Annotated in this window: 24 protein-coding genes and 2 pseudogenes; 20 read left to right on the forward strand and 6 right to left on the reverse strand. The window is 56.7% G+C overall.

Features of this window, described 5'->3' with window-relative positions; translation table 11 throughout:
- Positions 1-79: 79 nt before the first annotated feature.
- The 5 genes from G3574_RS03910 to G3574_RS03930 all read left to right on the forward strand — a co-directional run bounded on the left by G3574_RS03910 (position 80) and on the right by G3574_RS03930 (position 3,116).
- Positions 80-769 (forward strand): hypothetical protein, encoded by a 690-nt coding sequence (locus tag G3574_RS03910; RefSeq protein WP_163960707.1) that lies wholly within the window; start codon positions 80-82, stop codon positions 767-769.
- Positions 766-1,371 carry a hypothetical protein gene (locus G3574_RS03915; RefSeq protein WP_163960708.1) on the forward strand — a complete coding sequence of 202 codons (606 nt, stop codon included), beginning with the start codon at positions 766-768 and terminating at the stop codon, positions 1,369-1,371. The genes G3574_RS03910 and G3574_RS03915 overlap by 4 nt, the downstream gene beginning before the upstream one ends.
- A 130-nt stretch (positions 1,372-1,501) precedes the next feature.
- Positions 1,502-1,858 carry a hypothetical protein gene (locus G3574_RS03920; protein ID WP_205609654.1) on the forward strand — a complete coding sequence of 119 codons (357 nt, stop codon included), beginning with the start codon at positions 1,502-1,504 and terminating at the stop codon, positions 1,856-1,858.
- The gene (locus tag G3574_RS03925; protein WP_163960709.1) at positions 1,855-2,160 is read left to right on the forward strand and encodes a hypothetical protein; all 306 of its coding nucleotides are present in this window, start codon (positions 1,855-1,857) and stop codon (positions 2,158-2,160) included. Before G3574_RS03920 ends, G3574_RS03925 begins: the two co-directional genes overlap by 4 nt.
- A gap of 152 nt (positions 2,161-2,312) precedes the next feature.
- Complete coding sequence (locus tag G3574_RS03930) at positions 2,313-3,116, forward strand: CsgG/HfaB family protein (RefSeq protein ID WP_163960710.1); 804 nt, start codon at positions 2,313-2,315, stop codon at positions 3,114-3,116.
- Positions 3,117-3,180: 64 nt separating this feature from the next.
- Here G3574_RS03930 and G3574_RS03935 read toward each other — a convergent pair whose 3' ends face one another.
- A complete protein-coding gene (locus G3574_RS03935) occupies positions 3,181-3,726 on the reverse strand; it encodes a DUF2939 domain-containing protein (protein ID WP_163960711.1) in 546 nt (181 codons plus the stop codon).
- A 127-nt stretch (positions 3,727-3,853) separates the two neighbouring features.
- On the opposite strand from G3574_RS03935, the gene G3574_RS03940 reads away from it, so the two are divergent.
- Positions 3,854-4,186: a hypothetical protein gene (locus G3574_RS03940; RefSeq protein WP_163960712.1), complete on the forward strand. Its 333-nt coding sequence runs from the start codon at positions 3,854-3,856 to the stop codon at positions 4,184-4,186.
- Here G3574_RS03940 and G3574_RS03945 read toward each other — a convergent pair.
- Complete coding sequence (locus tag G3574_RS03945) at positions 4,158-5,282, reverse strand: RNA-guided endonuclease InsQ/TnpB family protein (protein WP_163960713.1); 1,125 nt, start codon at positions 5,280-5,282, stop codon at positions 4,158-4,160. The genes G3574_RS03940 and G3574_RS03945 overlap by 29 nt on opposite strands.
- Before the next feature lie 136 nt (positions 5,283-5,418).
- Here G3574_RS03945 and G3574_RS03950 point away from each other — a divergent pair, with 136 nt between their 5' ends.
- A complete protein-coding gene (locus tag G3574_RS03950; RefSeq protein WP_163960714.1) occupies positions 5,419-5,973 on the forward strand; it encodes a hypothetical protein in 555 nt (184 codons plus the stop codon).
- Positions 5,974-6,013: 40 nt separating this feature from the next.
- On the opposite strand, the gene G3574_RS03955 is transcribed toward G3574_RS03950, so the two are convergent.
- Entirely contained in the window at positions 6,014-6,466 is a 453-nt protein-coding gene (locus G3574_RS03955) for a nuclear transport factor 2 family protein (RefSeq protein ID WP_163960715.1), read from the reverse strand.
- Positions 6,467-6,654: 188 nt separating this feature from the next.
- Between G3574_RS03955 and G3574_RS03960 the strand changes: the two genes are divergently transcribed.
- The 5 genes and pseudogenes from G3574_RS03960 to G3574_RS03975 all read left to right on the forward strand — a co-directional run.
- Entirely contained in the window at positions 6,655-6,816 is a 162-nt protein-coding gene (locus G3574_RS03960) for a hypothetical protein (protein ID WP_163960716.1), read from the forward strand.
- Entirely contained in the window at positions 6,804-6,926 is a 123-nt protein-coding gene (locus tag G3574_RS28625; protein WP_268958860.1) for a hypothetical protein, read from the forward strand. Before G3574_RS03960 ends, G3574_RS28625 begins: the two co-directional genes overlap by 13 nt.
- 12 nt (positions 6,927-6,938) lie before the next feature.
- Positions 6,939-7,178 (forward strand): hypothetical protein, encoded by a 240-nt coding sequence (locus G3574_RS03965; protein WP_163960717.1) that lies wholly within the window; start codon positions 6,939-6,941, stop codon positions 7,176-7,178.
- A 101-nt stretch (positions 7,179-7,279) separates the two neighbouring features.
- A complete protein-coding gene (locus tag G3574_RS03970) occupies positions 7,280-8,500 on the forward strand; it encodes an RNA-guided endonuclease InsQ/TnpB family protein (RefSeq protein ID WP_163960718.1) in 1,221 nt (406 codons plus the stop codon).
- Between the two features lie 210 nt (positions 8,501-8,710).
- A pseudogene (locus G3574_RS03975) lies at positions 8,711-9,085 on the forward strand (hypothetical protein); the annotation flags it as partial.
- A 91-nt stretch (positions 9,086-9,176) separates the two neighbouring features.
- On the opposite strand, the gene G3574_RS03980 reads toward G3574_RS03975, so the two are convergent.
- Complete coding sequence (locus G3574_RS03980) at positions 9,177-9,971, reverse strand: Crp/Fnr family transcriptional regulator (protein ID WP_163960720.1); 795 nt, start codon at positions 9,969-9,971, stop codon at positions 9,177-9,179.
- Positions 9,972-10,169: 198 nt separating this feature from the next.
- On the opposite strand from G3574_RS03980, the gene G3574_RS03985 reads away from it, so the two are divergent.
- Positions 10,170-10,367, forward strand: a complete 198-nt coding sequence (locus G3574_RS03985; RefSeq protein WP_163960721.1) for a hypothetical protein — start codon at positions 10,170-10,172, stop codon at positions 10,365-10,367.
- Positions 10,368-10,384: 17 nt separating this feature from the next.
- A complete protein-coding gene (locus G3574_RS03990) occupies positions 10,385-10,648 on the forward strand; it encodes a hypothetical protein (protein WP_163960722.1) in 264 nt (87 codons plus the stop codon).
- A 107-nt stretch (positions 10,649-10,755) separates the two neighbouring features.
- On the opposite strand, the gene G3574_RS03995 is transcribed toward G3574_RS03990, so the two are convergent.
- Positions 10,756-11,427: a nuclease-related domain-containing protein gene (locus tag G3574_RS03995; RefSeq protein ID WP_163960723.1), complete on the reverse strand. Its 672-nt coding sequence runs from the start codon at positions 11,425-11,427 to the stop codon at positions 10,756-10,758.
- Between the two features lie 221 nt (positions 11,428-11,648).
- Here G3574_RS03995 and G3574_RS04000 point away from each other — a divergent pair, with 221 nt between their 5' ends.
- On the forward strand, positions 11,649-14,141 hold the full coding sequence (locus G3574_RS04000; RefSeq protein ID WP_235952979.1) for an adenosylcobalamin-dependent ribonucleoside-diphosphate reductase: 2,493 nt from the start codon (positions 11,649-11,651) through the stop codon (positions 14,139-14,141).
- A 282-nt stretch (positions 14,142-14,423) separates the two neighbouring features.
- Positions 14,424-15,089: a PEP-CTERM sorting domain-containing protein gene (locus G3574_RS04005; protein WP_163960724.1), complete on the forward strand. Its 666-nt coding sequence runs from the start codon at positions 14,424-14,426 to the stop codon at positions 15,087-15,089.
- A gap of 144 nt (positions 15,090-15,233) precedes the next feature.
- Here G3574_RS04005 and G3574_RS04010 read toward each other — a convergent pair whose 3' ends face one another.
- The gene (locus G3574_RS04010) at positions 15,234-16,487 is read right to left on the reverse strand and encodes a hypothetical protein (RefSeq protein WP_163960725.1); all 1,254 of its coding nucleotides are present in this window, start codon (positions 16,485-16,487) and stop codon (positions 15,234-15,236) included.
- Between the two features lie 45 nt (positions 16,488-16,532).
- On the opposite strand from G3574_RS04010, the gene G3574_RS04015 reads away from it, so the two are divergent.
- From G3574_RS04015 to G3574_RS28060, 4 genes and pseudogenes are all read left to right on the forward strand, one after another.
- Complete coding sequence (locus G3574_RS04015) at positions 16,533-17,579, forward strand: hypothetical protein (RefSeq protein WP_163960726.1); 1,047 nt, start codon at positions 16,533-16,535, stop codon at positions 17,577-17,579.
- A gap of 895 nt (positions 17,580-18,474) precedes the next feature.
- The gene (gene ltrA, locus G3574_RS04020) at positions 18,475-20,235 is read left to right on the forward strand and encodes a group II intron reverse transcriptase/maturase (RefSeq protein WP_163960727.1); all 1,761 of its coding nucleotides are present in this window, start codon (positions 18,475-18,477) and stop codon (positions 20,233-20,235) included.
- A gap of 39 nt (positions 20,236-20,274) precedes the next feature.
- The gene (locus tag G3574_RS04025) at positions 20,275-20,691 is read left to right on the forward strand and encodes a transposase (RefSeq protein ID WP_163960728.1); all 417 of its coding nucleotides are present in this window, start codon (positions 20,275-20,277) and stop codon (positions 20,689-20,691) included.
- 62 nt (positions 20,692-20,753) lie between these two features.
- Positions 20,754-21,038, forward strand: a pseudogene (locus G3574_RS28060) (hypothetical protein); the annotation flags it as partial.

Raw genomic sequence — 21,038 nt, forward strand, 5'->3', positions numbered from 1 at the left:
CAACCGAGCTGGCGGGATTGTTTTTTCCAGACATGTCGTTGCGCCATGCAATAACGCATGCATCCAATGGAGAACACAAATGACAACACCCGTACAAGAAGCCGCCTGCAGCACCATTCTCGATACTCCGCTCACTTATGCCGTCACCATGACCATCGCCGAATGGCAGGAGCAGTTCCGTCCGGTCACGAACCATCTTGTTCCAGGCGCCGATTTCAATGGCACCGCGTTCGAAACGTACGGTGTCGAGCTCAAGCACGTGCTGGCGATCTCGGTCGCCGAGCCAAACCGCGTCTGGACAGCCCTTTCGACAGACCATGGCATTGCCATCACCAACGGCATGGCATGGGTGAACCGCCTGCTGTATTTCGTCACCGAATTGCCAGCGCAGGCTAACGTCAACTATGACATTCATGACCATGACGACGACGAGCAATGCAGTCAATGCGAAGCTGTCCTCGACGGCGACGGATGGAACGGCAAGTGCGGTCACTGTGCCGATGCCGAAGACAACAAGATGGAGGGGTTGGCACTTGCCAAGGCGCACGGCTTGTCGTGGTACCGGGTGGGCGACGTCTATACCTTGGACAAGGCAGGCAAGCCGATCCCAGCGCACAATCTGGACAAGTGGTTCATTTCCGCCCAAGATGGCACACCAGCCGCCGACGGCATTGCCGATCTTCCTTTCTCAAACAGCGAAGACGAGGCGCGAGACCTGGCAATACAGTATGCCTACACACTTCAGTCCACCAAAGTAACGTCCGCATGACGCCCGAACTCCTAACCATTGTCGAGCATGCGAGCCCGCACTACGCGCCGCGCACCTGGCACAACGCCGCGACAGGTGATCTGACCATTGCCTTCGCCGTGGATTTCACGACGGCCGGCGAACGGCTAACCAGGAAAGCGTCCACTCCCAACTATGTCGGGATCCCGCTGGAGATGGACATTCCGGCGGCTGCGCAAGCGATCCTGCGGGAACTGGCTAGTCGTTCAGGCTGCTGCCTGAACATTGCTGGCAACGGCATCCGCACGCTGTCCAGGCATGGATGGGAGCAATCGCGCGCAAATGCCTATGTCTACCGTGTGCTAGACCTGGTGCACAGGGGGCTCCGCCTTGAGCGAATCGTGTCCGGCGGTCAGACCGGGATCGACATGGCGGGAGGCGTCGCTGGTGTGGCGCTGGGAATCCCTACGGAGCTGACACTGCCAAAAGGCTTAATCCAGCGTTACGCCGATGGCGTGGACCGCTGTTTCACCGAGGCCCAGATCCGCCAGCAGGTCATCGACGGCGTGGCGGGCCTCGTAAAACCGGAAGTATCATCGGCGAGAGAACGCTACGCCAAGCAGGCTCAGGACTTCCTTTCCTGACGCTTGTTGACCCACAAGCCGCCATTCTTTCACCGGAATGGCGGTTTTTTCGTTTTGTGCGGAAATCATTATTTCAAAAAAAGCTTCCGTGATAATCTGCGCCGAAATCAGGATAGTTCAGGAGCGCAGTATGCTGGAACCTCAAGAATCGTCAGTCCGGGCGCAGCCAAGCGCGGATCGCCCGATCGAGGGCGAAAACACCGCCCGGTCTCTTGCGCCATATGATCCGAACCGACTTCTCGACTACGTAAAGAAAAGATTCAATCTGAAGAACGATGCTGCCCTGTGCCGCGTGCTCCGGGTCACGGCTCCGGTCATCAGCAAAATCCGTCATGGCCGGCTCCCAGTCGGCGCGGCGCTTCTGATCAACATCCACGAAATGACCGACCTGCCCGTGCGCGAGCTGCGTGACATCATGGGCGACCGGCGCCAGATCGTTCGAATCAGCCCGGACCACACCAAGCCGAGGGAGGAGGGCGACCAATGACGCTGGACTACACGACCCGGGAAAGTGTCATCGGCACGGTCGTGACCCTGCGCCATGTGCGGTATTCGGATTTCCTCAAGCGCGAATTCATGGCCACGGACCTGATCGTCGTCATCAAGCCGGAACACATGCCGGCCTTCGAGCAGGACTTCGCCATCTATCGGCAACTGGACGAAGCCCAGCGCGCGGCTTTTCTCGCGCGGCTGAGTCAAGCTTCCCGGTACACCGGAGGCTGGCTGTCACCCGCGATGCTGCCCCAGGCTCAAACAGGCACATTGGATCTCTTCTCGACCGAGTGTTAGCCCGGTACTGTAGCGCGAACCACAAACGCAAATTCTTTTTGTAGTTTTTATTTGCGTCTAAGATTTCATGCGATATACTTTTTGTCAGGCAGTCCACTTTTAAACGCGACGTCCAACCGTCCAATACGACCAAACACAAGGGAGAGGTCACTATGAAAACCAAAATTATCGTTTCGCTTTTCGCCGCAATGCTGATCACCGGCTGCGAAGGCACCATGCCCAAGCTGGGAGACAGCGGCGCAAAAACGGTTGCCACCGGCTCCGCAGGCGGCGCGGCCGCACAGAACGCCTCTTCGCAGCTGGAGAAATGCGACAAGCCGCTGGGCACCATTGCCATCGTCGAGGAAACCAATCAGCCCTGGTTCCCGCTGTTCATGTCCCAATACGGACTGCAATCGACGGTTCCAGTGCTCCGGCTGATCGTGCAGCAATCCAATTGCTTCGTCGTGGTCGACCGCGGCCGCGCGATGGCCAACATGAACACCGAACGTGACCTGCAGGCAAAGGGTGAACTGCGTAACGGCTCCAATTACGGCAAGGGCCAGATGGTTGCTGCCGACTATTCGCTTAGCCCGACTGTGACGGTCAATGCGAAGGGCACGGGCGGCGTTGGTGCACTGGCGGGCGGTTTGCTTGGTCCGCTGGGCGCAGTCGTGGCCGGCTCGCTCAAGAGCAATGAAGCCTCGACGATGCTGCTGATGGTAGACAACCGCTCGGGCATCCAGCTCGCCGCTGCTGAAGGTTCGGCGAAGAACTGGGACATGGCCGGTGGACTGGGCATGCTTGGCGGACTGGGTGGTGCGGCTGGCGGCGGCTTCACGAACACCCCGCAGGGGAAAGTGCTCGTCGCGGCGTTCATGGACTCCTACAATAATATCGTCAAGGCGACCCGCAATTACGTAGCGCAGGACGTCCAGGGCGGTATGGGCAAGGGCGGCAAGCTGAAGGTAAATTGATCTGGCTTCAACCGCTAAACAACAAAGGCCGCGTCATGCGGCCTTTTTCTTTCGCTCAATGCGTTCATTTTTTGCTGAATAGGCTGTCGGGCATCTGCACACCGGCGAGCTTCCAGCTCCAAAGGCCTTCCCGGCGCAACACAAACGCCGCCCGGTCCTTTTTATTCTCATCGAGGTGCACGACCGCGCGGTTCCAGCCGTGGTAGCGGACCGTGAAGTCGGGAGACCTTGTGCCGGCATTATTTTCAGTCGCCGTTTCCACCCGCGCACTTACCGGATTGGTGGAGCCGGTTTTCATCATGGCAATGACGCCGGCCGGCGAAATCATAGAGTCCACCATCTTGTCGACAAGCATGGTGGCCAGACCTGCGCCAAACGCCGCGAACGGGTTGTCTTTCATGCTTTCTGTCTGCGTATTCATGGCCGCCATCATTTGACCTTTGAAGCTTTCTCGAAGGGCAGGGAAGTCGACAAAGTCGGAGAACCGGTCTCCATCCTTGTCCTGCATCGCCTGGCGCATCTGGTAGAGCGTGATGTACGGACTGAAATAGCTGGCCGCTGCCAGCCCTGCGACGATGACCATGCCGCCCACGACCACTTTCCTGTTCATTCCGTCCCCTAATGTGTTGTTTGATGGGCAATTATACGGATTGGCTCCTTAGCAAAGCAGTATTTTTTTCTGCGTATCTCTATCACTTTGCCACCGTGGCGATGCGCCACATACCAAGGAGATAGATATGAACACAGCAGCAATCCCCTACAAGCTCGAGAAATTTGCCACTGGCCGCTTCGACGTGCCGGCTGAGAACGGTTCCCGCATGGGTGCCATCACCGGCGGCGGCACAGGTGAACATGCCGCATGGTGTGCCGAGATCGGCAACAAGGTTGTGGGCTACTTTCCTACGCGCCCGAGAGCCGCGACGGCGATCATGGAAGCACGCGGCGTCAAAGGCCTGTTCGCCCAGATGCAGGCCATTGTCGAGGCCCCTGACGGCATTCTCAAGAACTACCTCGATGACTTCTTTGACTTCCTCCCCGACCTCAGCCTTCGGCTGCCGCTTGCGCGGTAAGGACGGGGATTCCTCCTGCGAGACGCCCAAGCCCGAGCGCGAGAATGTTGCGGCTGGCGTTCACATCACGATGGTGATGCGCGCTGCATCCGCTGCAAGTCCATTCCCTTATTCGTAATCCTTCCCGGACAATCGGGCCAGTGCGCTTTTTACAGTCACTACAGGTTACGGTGGAATACGCTTCATTGACCTCCTCGAACCACACTCCCGCGTAAGCGCTTTTGTACTTGAGCATGGTACGGAACTGCGACCATCCAGCGTCCATCACGGATTTTGCCAGCCGTGTTTTCGCCAGTGCTGCCGCGTTCACATTGCCAATGAAGATCGCCGCATAGCTGTCGACTAACCTGCGGCTCAATTGATGATGAAAATCCTTCCGACGATTGGCGATCTTGGCATGGATGGCCCTCGTCCCATTCGTTTTCTTCGCGCGCTGGGCCACCCGAAGCTTCGCTTCCAGAGCGCGATACAGGTTCTGTGCTTCTATCACAGCGCCATCACTTGTGGCGACAAAGTCTTTCAAACCCAGATCAACACCGACTGAGTCGGAAAACAGGGTTGGCCGCTGCATCGGTTTTGCCTTGGGCGTGGCACAAATGTTGATGTACCAGCGCCCTCGCGCATCCTCGCTGACGTTTCCCGTCCCGAGGTCGTAGCCGCTCAGTCCATAGCTGTCCCAAAGGCCTAGCGGCTTATCGATTCCCGACAGCCACAGCTGACCATTGCGATACCGTAAAGCAGTGGCTTTGAATGGTATCCAACCAAGAGAACGGCGCGAACCACCTGAAACACGCCATCGCAGTTTTACCTTTCGGGCCTGCTTGCGCTTATTGGCATATTCCTCAGCGATTGCCTGAATGGACTGCGAATGCAGAGCGACCCCGGCCTTGCTGGCGCCTTTGGTGTAGGTGGCGAAGTCATACCCTAAAAGGAACTTGCGCTCTCTTTCCCACACCTTGAAGGACAACTCGTTCACATAGTTCCAGACTTGATTAACCCAGTATGCCTTGTCCCGCAACGCTGCGGCATGCTTGTCCTTAATTCTCAGGCGCAGCACGCGAACAACTTTCTCTTTTGAGGAGGTCAGAGTAGGCATATTGACATAGGGCTGTATGTATGCACAGTATATCTATTGCCAAAGGAAAAACAAGGAGGCTTCGCATCCGGCGCTTATATCCTCGCCCTGAAGGACGAGGTTTTACGCGCTAAAGGATAAGATCGACCGCTCGGTCATGGAGACCTGGAAGTGCGCCACCGGCATGCTGTGGGTCGTCCGCCCTAACGGGACCAACCTGGTGCAGCTCGACAGTCGCTTTACCGCCCGCGAAGGCATGGCGATTCTGGAGGCGATGCATCCTGATCGCACCGGCGCTCCCTGGCAGCTCTGGCATGTCGACGTGACTGACCTGAAGGTGAAACCAATCACCGAAGGACAGGCCCGTGACCTGGTCAAGCGAACCCCGCTCTACGACGTCAAGAACAACTTCGTGACGTGCTGGGGAAAAGCGATCGCCGAGATTCGTACCCGACAGGTCCCGACCGGCCCTTGGGAAATGGGTACCGGGCTGGAGATCCACTGCGAGGCCGAACCTGACGAGAAAACGCTGGCTGTCCTGCCGCGCTGCGCGTCGTACTACCTGCAGCAGCAGCACAAGAGCCTGTTCACCGCAGCGGCATCGGTGGAGGTGTTTTTTTGGAAAGAAGCGGCTGTACCCCTGGGAGCATCCGCACCTGAAGAACCAACACTAAATCGACATCACCGCGCCCATATCCATGCGTTCTCCTGACGGAGGACGTTGGTATGGGCGCTATTCTTTTGTCGGCTGGTCAGGAGACAATCGGCGCGGCTAGTGCCTCTTCCGTCCCTTTGGCCGCGATGCGCTGCAGCGTGCGCTCCAACGCGGCGGTATCGGGATAGATCCGCACGCTGGTGACGCGCCCCCAGCGTATTTCAATCAGGTTCACGCCCTCGGCAGACGTTTCGATGCCATCCGTGCCCCGGTTCGTCTCCGTCCAGATCGCCTCGACTTGCGTGTACCAAGGCCAGCCAGATACCCGGACCTCGTGAACGGTGAAGCGAATGCCCTGCAGCAGTCGCAGCAGGCGCTCGTACCATGCCTGGATCGATTCGGGCGTTCTGCGCGTGCCGGACAGTGCGTGCGTCCCGACGAAATAATGCGTTGCGGTGGGCGCCAGTTCGCCGGTGATGGCATCGATTTTTCCGGCGCTAAGCCCCGCGAAGGCCCTGATTATCTTTTGCCTTACGACTTGGTGATACATGCCGCCTCCCCAAAATGACACGGCGAAAGTGTGCCTGCATATCCCGCCGCAATGCAACGATTTCGTTGGAAAAAACCAAGTGTTTGCCAGGCGCGTCGTGCAGGGGTCGTCCGCTACGCCCTCTTTTTCTTTATGTGCCATGTCTTTAACCACGACGAATTTGCGGGGCATCCCATTTGGAGCAGCCAATGAACACACAACAGATCGATGCATTGCAACAACTCGGCCTCGGCGTGCTGGAAGCCGTCAACGAAGGCGGCAATCTGGGCGCCCCAGCGGCATCCTGTATGCGGCCATCTTGGGTGCGGGCGCATCCCTTTCGCAGTTCCAGACCTTCATGGGCACGCTGACAGGCCGCGGCATGCTCGTCCAGAGCGGTGACTGCTACTACATCACCGAACAGGGCCGCGACTTCATGGGCAAGCTGCAGGCGAAGTTCCGTCAGCCGCAGACGGTTTAGGAGCCACTGGCGATGGTCCATCTAACTGAAACTGGCGTCCACGCCGGACGCCGCCTGTGCGCAGCGCCACGCAACGACGGCGAGCGCAACGTCCACGCGGCGATGGCGCCGCTGCACAATCCTTCGGTGCGTGCGCAGGTCTGCCCGGCGTGTCTGAAGACCTGGGCGCTGGAAGCCTACGACCCTAGCGACGACATGCCGGACTACATCGTCATGCTGCGCGCTAATGCGACACCGCCGGTGAGAGCTTGACCCGATGCGCGACAAGCCCCGCCGTTCAGGGCGGGGAAGGATAGCGCGGACGGCGTAGCCGTCCTTGTCAACGTGGAATGTATGCTGTATGTTAATACAGTATGCAGCGACTTCAAGCGTTCAAATACGAATTGATGCCGAATGGCCACCAAGAGCGCCAGATGTGCCGCTTCGCTGGCTCGTGCCGGTTCGTTTTCAATAAGGCGCTGGCGTGGCAAAAGGGGTGCTATGAGCAGGGGAAGAAGAAGCTCGGCTACGCCGGGTTGTGCAAACTGCTCACCGAATGGCGCAACAGCACGGAAACGGCCTGGCTGGCCGATGCGCCGGTTCATCCCTTGCAACAGACGCTCAAGGATTTGGAGCGGGCCTACACCAACTTTTTCGCCAAACGGGCTGACTCCCCCCGCTTCAAGAAGAAAGGTCACTCCGACAGCTTTCGCTATCCTGACCCGAAACAGATCAAACTCGATCAGGTCAACTCACGCTTGTTCCTGCCCAAGCTCGGCTGGCTTCGCTACCGTAACAGTCGGGATGTACTGGGAAGCGTGAAGAACATCACCGTGAGCCAGTCGTGCGGCAAGTGGTTCGTGAGCATCCAGACCGAGCGCGAGGTGGATCAACCCATCCCACAAGGTGGCGCGGTCGGAATCGATCTGGGCGTTACCCGGTTTGCTACGCTTTCCGATGGCAGTTACATCGAGCCGCTCAACAGCTTCAAGCAGCATGTAACTGCATTGCGCAAGGCGCAGCAGGCCATGAGCCGCAAAACGAAGTTCAGCAACAACTGGAAGAAGGCGAAAGCCCGCGTCCAGCGCATCCATTCCCGCATTGGCAATGCCCGCCGCGACTTCCTGCACAAGACCTCCACCACGATCAGCCAAAACCACGCGATAGTGTGTATCGAGGACTTGCAGGTACGGAACATGTCTAAGTCGGCGCCAGGAAGCACCGAGAAGCCGGGGAGAAACGTTCGGGCCAAGTCGGGACTGAACAAAGCCATCCTCGATCAAGGTTGGTTTGAGTTCCGCCGCCAGCTGGACTACAAGCTGGGATGGCAAGGCGGCTGGCTTATGGCAGTACCATCGAAGAACACGAGCCGCACCTGCCCATGTTGTGGCCATGTGTCGGCGGCCAACCGACAGACACAAGCCAGGTTCGAGTGCGTGGCGTGTGGTTTCGAGGAAAACGCCGATGTGGTCGGCGCGATCAATATTCTAAGGGCTGGACACGCCCGGTTCGCCTGTGAAGTGAGCGATGCAGCAATGCCGCCAGCAGCAGGAACCCACCGAAGCGACTCAGGGACGGCTCAACGTCGCGCCTGAGCGCCGTAGGAATCTCTGGCCTTCAGGCCGGGGAGGATGTCAAAAGGTGGCCGAGGCGCTGCAGGCCGATGCGGTTGCCAGGCGCATACTCGCCAAGGGCGTCAATCCTGACGCCGGAGCGCTGGTTGGCGTGCGCATTTCGCTCAACATCCTGAAGGCGCGTGGCGTCGCGGTGCACACGATCCACGCCGGCAGCGCGCGTGGCGGCCACATGAAAACAAGGGCTTCTACAACGGCGCGGTGCTCGACTACCGCAAGGCGGTCGTGCTGAAGGACGCGTACTTTAACGTCAGCCAGACTTGCCGGGAGAAGATCGCATCGGGGCAGGAATCCAAGCATCCGATGGCCAGCGTGGACGGCGTGCTGACAGAGGTTGCCGTGGATGCGCAGACGTGGGGAGTGGAAGTGCGTTTCAATCCCAAGCGCTGGCACCTGTTCTGCGACATGAACGACCGGCCGGTCTGGTACGCCTCGGAGGTCACGCTCGTTGGTCACCGCGCGTATTGCCGCGGCGAGATTGTGTTCCATACGCAGGACACCGCGCCACCGAAGGCTGGTGATGCAGAGAGCGCCGTGGTTTTCTAACGGCGCACCGAACGCAGCAACATCGCCCGTCTCCCTAACCGGAGATGGGCGTTTTCTTTTGGTTCGACTGATCAGGCGACGCCAAGGACGGTCATTGCTGACCCGTTGGCGCAGTCTTGCGGGCAGTGCGCTGGTGCGAGGGCGGCAGGCGCCGCAACGTGCGCAGGGCTTCGGGGGCGAGGATGTCGATGGCGCGCATGTCCACCGAGAGGTAGCCCAATTCATTGAACGCCGACAGCGTGCGGCTGACCGTCTCCAGCGTCAAGCCGAGATAGTTGCCCATCTCCGCGCGCGTCATGAACAAGTTGAACCGACGCCCCGAGAAGCCCAGCTGCGCGAATCGGTCAGACAATTGGAGAAGGAAACGCGCAACCCGGGCCTCAGCGGACAAGGAACCAAGCGAGACGACCCGCGCCTGCTCCGCCATGAGGTGCCGGCTCAGGACCTCGTAGCTGGAAACGTCAAGCTCGGAGTACCGTTTTCCCAGCTCGGTGAACGTCTTGAACGGCACGAGGATGATGTCGCAGCTGGACATGGCAACCGTTTCGCAGCCATAGCGCCGGTTGTGCATGCCATCGACGCCGAAGACGTCGCCCCGCATCGGGAAAGACAGGATCTGCTCGTTGCCCAAGTCGTCGATCATCGCCGATTTCAAAAACCCGCCATGCACCACATAGAGCATCTCAAAAGGCTGGCCGGCGCTGTGGATGCGCTGACCTGTCCTGTAATGCATATGGTGGAAATGCGTGTCGTCCGCACGAATGGCATGCGTCACCGGCAGCCGCAGGAGGGCGCAGACTTCCGCCAGGGTGGACCAAAGCTTGCCGGACCGGCTTGTGACCAGGGCCGCGCCGTCAGACTGATCGGATTCGTTTAAGGTGGGCATGAAGACTTTCCGGCAGCGCGGTGCAGATGAACCAGTTATTACGCTGACAATTATTTACCTATGGCAACATTTCTATCTTACCTTGGCTTTCTGATGGCGTCTGCCATGCCGTATTTCCTGTACCTCGCCAATTAAGTTTTTTGAGACATCTCCAGCCGCAACGCCTATTCCGTCCGACAGGACTTTTCTGGAGAACTCATGAACATTGCACAGCACTGCCAGCTTTCTGGCAAAGAGATCCGGCGCTTGATGCGCGTTCACCGCATCACCATCGACGCCATCGCGACCCGGTACGACCTCACCAAGAAACGCGTGCGCGAGGTACGCATGACCGGCGTTTCCGGCTTTCTGGCCAGCGAGTGGCATTTCCTGATCACCGGCATCTGGCTGCATTGAGAAAGAGGAGACATCGCATGTACCTCCCCGTTGAAGATCGGAGCCAGGACCGCTCCAGCCGTCCCGAAACACGCAATCCCTTGCTGAAGCTGCCGGCTGCCGCCCGGCTCGCGGCCCTGCCGCCCGAGTCGAAGGCTGCGCTGCGCGAGCTGCTTCTCGAGCTCAAGGCGCATTGCCGGGAAAACGCCGAGAAATGCTGGCGCTCGCACAAGCCGCCGATGGCCATGTACTGGAAAGCTATGGGCGTGTGGATCGGGCATTGCGCCCGCCTGCTGCGCTAAACCACGCCTACCCGGTGGCTTTTTCGCCTTTTGACCCTATATACCCCGTATGCGCCATTGGCCATGCGGGGTTTTTCGTTTGGATCGCCCGTTCGAGCGACAGAACGTCAGGCCTGTTTGCGCCCGTGCCGCTGGGCAAGGGAGCCCAAATGCGCCTTGTCCGTTTTGCGTCCCGGCGCCATCCGCCCGGCCTGAAGCCGCTGCACGATGTCTTCCACCTCATCAGGGGTGAACACTTCGGACGTCTCTGCCTTGATGTATGGAATGAAGCCACCTGTCATCACGTTGTCGGGCAGCGGGCTCTTGAGTTCGGCTTCGCCGATGAACACCACAATGGAATGCAGCGCCTCATCCGGCACGCCGAGAAACTCCTTCAGCACGCGCACATGCCGGGCGTTCTGGTGCAGGGGATTCTGAAACTGGTGTGTTGCGCCGCTACCCATGCGCTGCGTCCACCGCGGCTGGTTTTCGCTGCCGAAGATCCAGCCGGCCATGTTCTTGGTCTCGATCACGAAGATGCCTTGGCGACTGACGATGACGTGGTCGATTTGCGTCGTGCCAGTCGGCGTGGCCAGGGTGACGTTGTTGAGGTCACGGTAGACCTTGCCGTCAACGGTCAGCTTCTTTGCGGCCGTGACTGCCAGCTCGCCACGCTTGCCCTTGGGGACGAGCCGCAAGCACAGGAGGACCACGCCCACCAGCAGGGCGGCAATGAGGATGGGCTGGTGCAGCGCATTGCCGAGCGCCTGGACAATGGGTTCGAGATAGCGGTTGGACATGCAAACGGTTCCTGGGGTGACTGAGGCAGCAGCGTAGCACTTTTGAGAGGCCGGAAGAACCGGCTGCAGGCGGACTGTGGCAAGTTTGTCCCAATCAAAACCATTATTTCAAAATTGCGATTTGGGGCAAGATTTGAGGTCGGAAGACTTTTTTTCTCATCACATATCCGGTGCCATGCCAATTTCGGCATGCTTTGTCAATTCAACAAGGAATCAATATCATGAACGCACCTGTCACTCCGAACCTGACCACAATGCAACCGCAGGACATCAGCACCGAAGTGTTGATCGAGAAATACGCCAAGGGGGGCGAAACTACCGTTGCCGAAGTCCAGCAGCGTGTCGCCGCCGCCCTGGCGCAAGTCGAAGCGCCCGAACACCGTGAAGCGTTCGCCAAAACGTTCCTGCACGCGATGCAGGATGGCTTCATTCCGGCTGGGCGTGTTGCCAGCGCCGCCGGCACGGACCTGCAGACCACGCTCATCAATTGCTTCGTGCAGCCGGTGGCCGATTCGGTCTCTGAATCCGTCAACGGTCGCCCCGGCATCTATACCGCGCTGGCGCAAGCAGCTGAAACCATGCGCCGCGGCGGTGGCGTGGGTTACAACTTCTCGCACATCCGTCCCAAGGGCGCTCGCGTGAAAGGAACCGGGAGCGCGGCATCCGGCCCCATCTCCTACATGAAGGTGTTCGACCGTTCCTGCGAGACCGTGGAATCGGCCGGCGCGCGGCGCGGTGCGCAGATGGCCGTGCTCAATGTCGAGCATCCCGACGTCTTCGACTTCATCACGGCGAAGAAGGAACGCGGCCAGCTCAACAACTTCAATATCAGCGTGGGCGTCTCCAACGCCTTCATGCAGGCTGTCCAGAACGATGCGGCCTTCGAACTGGTACATGACGCCGAGCCCTGCGACGAGATCAAGCAGGCCGGTGGCAGGCAGCGTGAGGATGGGAAGTGGGTGTACCGCACGGTCGCGGCCCGGGAGATCTGGGAAGCGATAATGCAGAACACCTACAACGCGGCAGAGCCGGGCGTGCTGTTCCTCGACCGCATCAACGAGGAAAACAACCTCCACTACTGCGAAACCATCGACGCCACGAATCCCTGCGGCGAGCAAAGCCTTCCCGACTACGGCTGCTGCTGCCTTGGCAGTGTCAACCTTGCCGCGTTCGTGGAGGAACCGTTTAGCGATGACGCATGGTTCAACGAAGAAAAGTTCGCAGAAGTGGTGGCAATTGCCGTGCGCATGCTCGACAACGTGCTGACCGCGACGAAATGGCCGTTGCAGGAGCAGGCCACGGAAGCGGCAAACAAGCGCCGCATCGGTCTTGGCTACACCGGTCTGGGCGACGCGCTGATTATGCTGGGCATTCGCTATAACAGTCCGCAGGGACGTGCGAAAGCTTCTCGGATCACGGCCCTCATGCGCGACAATGCGTACTTGGCATCGATCGATCTGGCAAAGGAGCGCGGCGCTTTCCCCTTGTTCAACAAGGATAAGTATCTGGCGTCGGGGTTTGCCAAGCGCCTGCACGCATACATTCGCGAAGCGATCGCCACGCACGGCATCCGTAACTCGCATTTGCTGTCGATTGCGCCAACCGGCACCATTTCGCTGGCGTTTGCGGACAATGCGTCCAACGGCGTCGAGCCTGCGTTTTCGTGGTTCTACAACCGCACCAAGCGCATGCCCGACGGCAGCAAAAAGCAGTACGTTGTCGAAGATCACGCCTATCGGTTGTATAAGGCGCAAGGCGGCGATGTTGCCAGCCTGCCCGAGGCGTTTGTCTCGGCGCTGGAGATGTCGGCAGACGATCACCTGCAGATGGTGGCTACGGTCGCACCGTATATCGATGCGGCGATCTCCAAGACGGTCAACGTCCCGGCAGAGTATCCGTACGAGGACTTCAAGAACCTCTATCTGGATGCGTGGAAAGCTGGCCTGAAAGGCATCACGACGTACCGCCCGAACGACATCCTGGGTGCCGTGCTGTCGGTGGAAGCGCCGAAGGCCGTCGAGTCGCAAGCGGTGGCGACGAATGCGCCAGTGGAAAACAACCCGCTGACGCACCGTATCGAGTCCCGCCCGCTCGGGGAACTGGACGCGGTGGCCATCAAAGATACCTATTGGACGAATGAAGGTGCCAAGAAGGTTTTCCTGGTCATGTCGTTTGCAAAGGTCGATGGCGTGGTCAATGGTCAGCCGGTAACGATCGAGCGTCCCATCGAGGTGTTCATGCCGGCCGGTCAGTCCGAAGGCCAGCAGTGGATCACCAGCCATATGCGACTGCTTTCCAGAAGCGCGCGCAAGGGCGATTCGGTGGCGGAGATATTGGCCGACATGCGCGAGGTGCCTTGGGATAAGGGTCCAGTGCGGTGTGGAACGATCGAGAAGAAGGATGGGTCAGGCGCGCGAGTGCCGCTGTACCATGACTCTGAAGTCGCCGCGATCGCCTACCTGCTGCAATCCGCGTTGAAGCGCCGCGGCTTTCTGGATGAGGATGGCAACCAGGTGCCGGTGGAGAAGCTTGCAGCTCTGTATGCTGCTCGCAACTCCGGTCAGGCCGCTGTCGAAGTCGCCGCAGAAGCCCCGAAGCCTGTGACGTACAAGGCCGTGGGCAAGAAATGCCGCGAATGCAATACGCCCTCGGTAATCAAGCGCGATGGATGTGAGTACTGCCAGCATTGTGGCGCCATCGGCAGCTGCGGTTAAGCAGTTTGATTGCCCCGAAAAATCCGGGGAAGTTTGATCCAACAGCCGCGTCTCCTTCGGGAGCGCGGCTTTTTCTTTGAAGCGCTCACGCCACTTCAGTTTATCTACTCGCCAGCAATTCTGTGCGCTCGCCTCTGCGCATGTCGGGCTTCTTTACAGTCGCCACAATTTTTTCTGCCCGCGGAAGCTAAGGATATGATTTTAAGACGAATTTCAGACGGGCTTGCTACTTGCTTACGTCTGTCGATTAGACATTTCACGAACGGCTGAGGAAAGCAAATAATGACTTATAGAATGCTCCTGAGGGTGTTGGCCTTCATGTGTTCGTTTTTCGCCGTTAGCGCAGCGCATCCTGCAATCATAAATAACCCAGTATCCATTCACGATCACAATTCTTACATCTCGGACACGGTACACAAGCTCGAATGGTATAAATTCAACAATACCGACACAACCGTTGGGCTGTCTTTGAACCAAGTACGGGCGAGTGATTTTTATCAATCAGGTAATTGGCGTGTTGCCTCAGGTGCAGAAGTCAATGGGCTATGGAGCGAATTCGGGTGGACTGAAGACACGCCGAGCGCAGGCACTAACAGTAATGATGGTCTTGTAGATGCATTAGCAAATTATCTGGGTTCGACATTTACGTACAAGGACGCGCACAACGATGCTGTATTTATCGACGCGATCACCACGGAGCCGAGTTGGGTAGAAGGATATGATCTTTCATTTGCAAGAATGATCAGAAATAATTCCGACAATGATGCGACCAGCGGACATGACTATGTGCTCACAAGGTATTCCGCCTGGTCCTCCAGCTTTGTAGTTCAAGGGATCGGGACATGGCTTGTAAGGGATATGCCAAACCACGCTGTTCCGGAACCTGGATCACTGATGCTAATCAGCATGTTGTTATTCGCAATTGTTTGCACGCGGCGTCGGTCATAAAAATAGGACCCATCATATTGAGCAATTACTCATGCTGTGCCGGAAATTTCTACACGGCTGCGCAAGTAGCGCTGAATGACGAAGCGATCGTTATCTGCTCCGCGTGAATCGCTCCAGTCAAATCCAGCATGGACGAGAACCAGATCAAACCTCTTTCAATTGGTGCAAAAAGGCACTTACTGTATCGCGAACGGCGGTGACAAAATGCCCCTCGTCATCAAGTCGCATCGCTTCGTCAAACGTCCAGACATATTCGCATACTAAGCCTGGGCGCATGCCGGCCTTCAAGATTTTGGGCTTTGATGTGAATCGCCGGTCAAACTCGGGGCGATCTTCAGGCGCCACAATGTGCAGGTTTTCCAAGGCCGCCCAATGCTCGTCCCATTTGGATCGTGGCAGCATTTTCACCTTCGCGATCCTGGCGATCCAGTAGTCGATGTAGGTAGCAGGGTTGATGTCGCCATGTGACCAGCAGAGACCTGAGGTGAGATGCCCCCAGTGAAAGTTTGTCCTCACCGTCCAGCCTGGCAGGTTGAGCAGCCCGCGCACCGCATCAGCACGCTGGTAGAGTACACGTGCTTGTGAAAGGGTGTCTCCGGGGTACAGTATAAGAAGTACGCGCTTACCCGCACGGTCCAGCTTCAGAAATGCCATCTCGACGCTTCGCTGCTGTCCTTTAGGCAGAGCAGGCAGGTGACGCGATCCTAATTCCTGTCGTGTCATCTCCTCAACCCCAAGCGCTAACGCAAGAACTGAATCTAATCGGCGTTCCAGCCTAGCACGCGATCGTTCGGCGCGGCGCAAGGTCGAGTACGGGCCGACCTGAGGAAAGTAATGTTCAGCGAATTCAAGGAAGTCATCGATGAGTTGTTGTTCACATCCGGACACCAATCCACGAACGCTGAGATCGGCTAAAGCCTCAAGTAGCTCCTGCCATGCTACGGTACGCACATGTTTGTCGAAGTCGACTTCGACCCCACCGGTGTTGATTGAGGTAGCTTGGCGAAGTCCTCCACCAGGTACGATCTTGTTCTCGATCGCCACAACCAACTCGTCCCCATATTGGATGATGCCATCGAGGATCTGACTGCGGTCAGTCGCTTTAACTGCAACTTCGCTCTGCCGTGGGTCTGGTGTCAGCAATACTGAAATACCGCGAATAGGCGGTATATCCGCACGGCTCTCCTCACGAAGTTGGGAGATAAGCCTAGCCTGCTGCGTCCTAAATCGTGCTGCCGGCAGGGACTCAACACATGCATTTTGGTCAACCAAGCGCCACCATGTTGCGTGCGCCAAGGGACTGTAACGAAGCACAATCAACAATCCACGCGTCAGCTGATTTTCATGGTGCCCGGCAAGCGAGTGGTCCGTATGGAAAACATTCAGCGACGATTTCATAGCGTAATATGAGGGAAAACCACATTGTATCTTCGAGGCAAAATTATGCGTAAAAGAGCTGACGCCAAAGCCGTAGGCAAAGACGGTCGGTGCTTCCCGCAAAACGACATCAACGCATATTCTCCATACGCAAACTCAAGCTTAAAAGACAGTCCGACATGTCGGCAACTACTACAAACCTTAAAGGCAGCAGCCAGCGGGACATCTGCACTAGAGTTAGGCGTAAGCTCTCGCGATTTGTCGAGCATTCTTAACAAACCGTTAAGACAAATGCGTTCTATAACCCATTCGTCGATGGCCGCAGTGGTAGAGCACTTGATGATGGGGCCTAGTCTGACCAAAGCCGCACGTCAGCATTCGGCTCAAGTCATTCAAGCCGTCGAGACATATGAGGCCTGGTTGGATCGCGTCCCTGTAATCTTGTCCATGAAAGAGGACGAGCGTGACAATCTTGAACTTTCAGAAGCGAACTGCATTCCTGTAAAAATTTCAAATCGTTTATTGGAGTTAGGAATAAGTACCGTGCTCCAGGTTCGCGTCGCAGGCAGAATTGGTTTGAGGTGTCACGGTCTAAACGCTATGGAAGTCGACGATGTCGCTCGATCGCTTTTTCGAATTGGAGTGATACTTCCAACAGGAAGGAGTTGCAATATCGAGCCACAAAAGTATATGTCCAATTCAATATTGGAAAGTGATGCGTTGACGTTGTCTACAACGTCATGCCTTCAGGCTGTCGGCGTCTCAACGTTTGAGGACTTGGAATGCCTTCCTGAAGATGAGCTTTTGCTGATTTTAGGCCCAAATCGTTTACTGCAAATTAAAGAAGTCATGCGAAGCCGGGACCCAAAGTTTCCCGGCGTAATGCAGGCTCGATCCTGTTTAACACTTGAAGAGGTCCTAAGTAATCTTGAACAGAATAATCCGCGGGAAGTGGTAGAGATACTCAAAGCCAATGGGATCGTTACTGTACGAGACTGGCTTGAATTAGGCACGGTTGGTGCACTTCGATTGCCCAATCTAGGACGAAAGACTGTCCAATTCGTAGAAGTCCGGGTGGAACAGTTTCTTGCAGATCAATCAGCGAATCTTTAACCAAAATGACGCTGATGCTTTGTTGCACGTATCTAGCTTCTGCGTTGTGAACCTTCTTAGCCTCTATAAAAATTGCGTCACGCTGAAAATCAGCATTTAACTTCGCCCGCCGCTGCGTTGCTCAGTATTTCAGGTTGTACCTGCGTTCCGCCATGGGAACTAGTGTGTTGTAAACCCATTCTTTTAGCTGCTCAGAATCTGAAGTAGCCCCCTAAAAGACAGGACCATCGGCATTCCTTAAACTAACGACTAGGAATGAACCTATGGAGTGCGACTTGGAAAGTCGCTGTTTCAATTGTTCAAGGAGAATTCGTTATGGAAACTACCTAGTGAACCTTCCGTTCCGTCGGAAGTAGCCTACCTCGACGTGCGTTATGGGTAACCGTAGGGTACGAAGCTCGAGGGACCAAGTACCGAATGCCACACGGCAGCTGCTGGTAATGTTGTGAAACATGACGCAGTTCTGGGAGCTTCACCCGGAATAGGGCTGGCTGACCGACATGGTCAACAAATGTGAATCACTGCTAAACGTCGATACTCATGATGAGCCAAAGAAGCTGATGGCTTAAGCCAAAACGGCACGCGCTGGTCAACTCATTTCCATATTGGGTTGCACGGACAATAAAGCGCCCGGCGAAAAAGTGGGACCTACATCGGTCATGTTGAAACAGCGGAACAAGGTAAGCCCGATTCCCCGCCTGTGTTGCGATTCAGGCAGGCCGACCGCAAGGAACGCTGATGAGGAAGCGGGGAGATGATGGGGCAAAAAGCGAATGCCGGGCTGTAATGGTCCGGATAGGGGCTGAAACGATCGCCTCGTGGTGAAAGCCAGCAGACTTGCTCCTGGTCACAATCGCGATAACGCGTGGAGAACTTCTCTCTAGAAGGCAAGCAAATGACTGCATCAAGCAATACCGATGTGGATGCGGCCTTCACTCGCAAGGCAGACTGGTCAGCTATTGACTGGCGGGCCTGCTATGGCGAGGTAAGGAAGCTGCAGGCAAGGATCGCGAAGGCAGTACAACAGGGCCGCTGGCGCAAGGTCAAGTCCTTGCAATGGCTGCTCACGCATGCGTTCTCCGCCAAGGCATTGGCGGTGAGACGCGTGACGGAAAATCAGGGCAAACACACTCCGGGCGTGGACGGCGTCACATGGTCAACGCCACAGGAGAAATCCGAAGCTATCGACTCGCTCAAACGGCGTGGCTACCGGCCAATGCCGCTGAGAAGGGTTTATATCCCAAAAGCAAATGGGAAACGTCGTCCACTGAGCATCCCAGTCAAGAAGGACTTGGCGATGCAAGCGCTGTACAAGTTGGCGCTGGAACCGATTGCTGAAACAACAGGAGACCAAAACAGCTATGGGTTTCGCTTAGGTCGCTGCACGGCGGATGCAATAGAGCAGATATTCATTCTGACAGCAAGGAAAGGGTCCGCGACTTGGATCTTGGAGGGAGATATCAAATCATGCTTTGATGAGATCTGCCATGAATGGATGCAAAAGAATATATGCATCGACAAACGGATTCTGGCGCAATGGCTCAAGGCTGGCTATATCGAAAAAAGAAAACTGTTTCCGACTGAAGCAGGCTGTCCGCAGGGTGGGATTCTGTCGCCTGCACTGGCAAACATGGCGCTCGATGGGCTCGAAGAATTGCTAGGAACATTCTATGGTTCAGAAAGAATAGACCACCATAAGAATCGCTCAACCAGAAATCAAGTGTATCTTGTACGTTACGCGGATGACTTCATCATCACTGGCAAGAGCAAGGACATACTGGAACAAGAGGTGAAGCCAATGGTGCGGGACTTCCTTGCTGAACGTGGGCTGCATCTCTCCGAGGAGAAGACACGCATCACCCATCTCTCAGAAGGATTCGATTTCCTTGGTCAGCACATCAGAAAGTATCACGCGGGTACAACGAAGGAAAAACTGCTGATCACGCCGGCGAAGAAGAACGTAAAAGCCTTCTTAACCGAAATCCGTGACGTCATTCGAGCGTTGAAATCAGCGAAACAGGAAACGCTGATCCGAGTACTGAACCCCAAGATAACAGGCTGGGCCAATTACCACCGTCATGTGGTGGCATCGAAGACGTTTGCAACGGTAGACCATCAAATATGGAAAGCCCTATGGAGATGGGCCAAACGTCGTCATCCACAAAAGGGAAGACACTGGATTGCAAACCGCTACTTCCAACTAGAAGGAAATCGACACTGGGTATTCGGGTGCGATGAACAACAGAAAGATGGAAGTACCCTACATCTGCGGCTGAAACAGGCATCCGATGTAAAGATCCAACGGCACATCAAGATACAAGGCGCAGCAAATCCGTTTGACGCATCCTGTGAAGAATACTTCGAGAAACGCGAGTCGGCGAAGATGGCAAACCGGCTCAGTAGTCGTCGGACACTATTGGCGATCTGGCGACGTCAAAATGGCAGATGTGCTCTCTGTGGTGAACGGATCACTACAGAAACGGGATGGGACTTGCACCACGTTATTCGGAAGATAGATGGTGGCTCGGATAGCAGCGGAAATTTATGTCTACTTCATCCTGTCTGTCACAGGCAGGGACACAGCTCTGGTTTTAAATTCGTACTACCGGTTGGGTTTGACTACCTGACCTCATGTGATTCAAGCCGTGTGCGGTGAAAGCCGCTCGCACGGTTTATAGGGGGAGGCGGCGCAGTAATGCGCTGCCCCTACCCGAATATGCCTATGCCTTCAGGGAGAAAGCAGGAAGTCGAAGTCATCACCACAACCGAGCGCCGAAGACGCTGGACGCCGCAGCAGAAGCTGGAATGGGTTCGACGCACGATGGAACCGGGCATGTCGGTATCGCTGGTAGCTCGTGAAGCGGGCGTGACTGCCAGCCAGCTGTTCCAGTGGCGCAAAGCCTATACCGAGGGCTCCCTGGTGGCCGTTGGCGCCAATGAGCCAGTGGTGCCGGCGTCGGATCTGCAGGAAGCGATGCGACGCATCAAACAGCTGGAAGCGGCGCTGGGGCGCAAGACGCTGGAGAACGAGATCCTCAAGGAAGCGGTGGATTTCGCCAAAGGAAAAAAGTGGATTGCGCGCTCGCCTGTCTTGCCCGGGGACGACCAGTGAGGCTGGTCTGCGAAGCCCTTGGCGTTGCGCGTAGTAATGTGCTGGCAAGAAGGCGGCGTCCGGTGGAGTGGGTCGACCGGCGCACGGCACGTAACAAGACCGATGACACGGTTGCGCTGCAGGCCATCCGCTCAGTTGTTCAGGACCAGGCCACCTATGGCTATCGGCGGGTCTGGGGCATGCTGCGGATGAACGGCATGCAAGACGGCCGGCCCATCAGTCATAAACAATGGGATGGACTCCTCCTCCCCGCAAGGGGCACGCAAAGGTGTCACACTGGAGTTTCCACACAACCAGTCGAAGAAGGAGTCCGAGATGAAGCTTATCCGCATTGGCGTCGATTTGGC

Origin of the sequence: Noviherbaspirillum galbum, from assembly GCF_010974945.1 — a bacterium.
Lineage (GTDB): Bacteria > Pseudomonadota > Gammaproteobacteria > Burkholderiales > Burkholderiaceae_D > Noviherbaspirillum > Noviherbaspirillum galbum.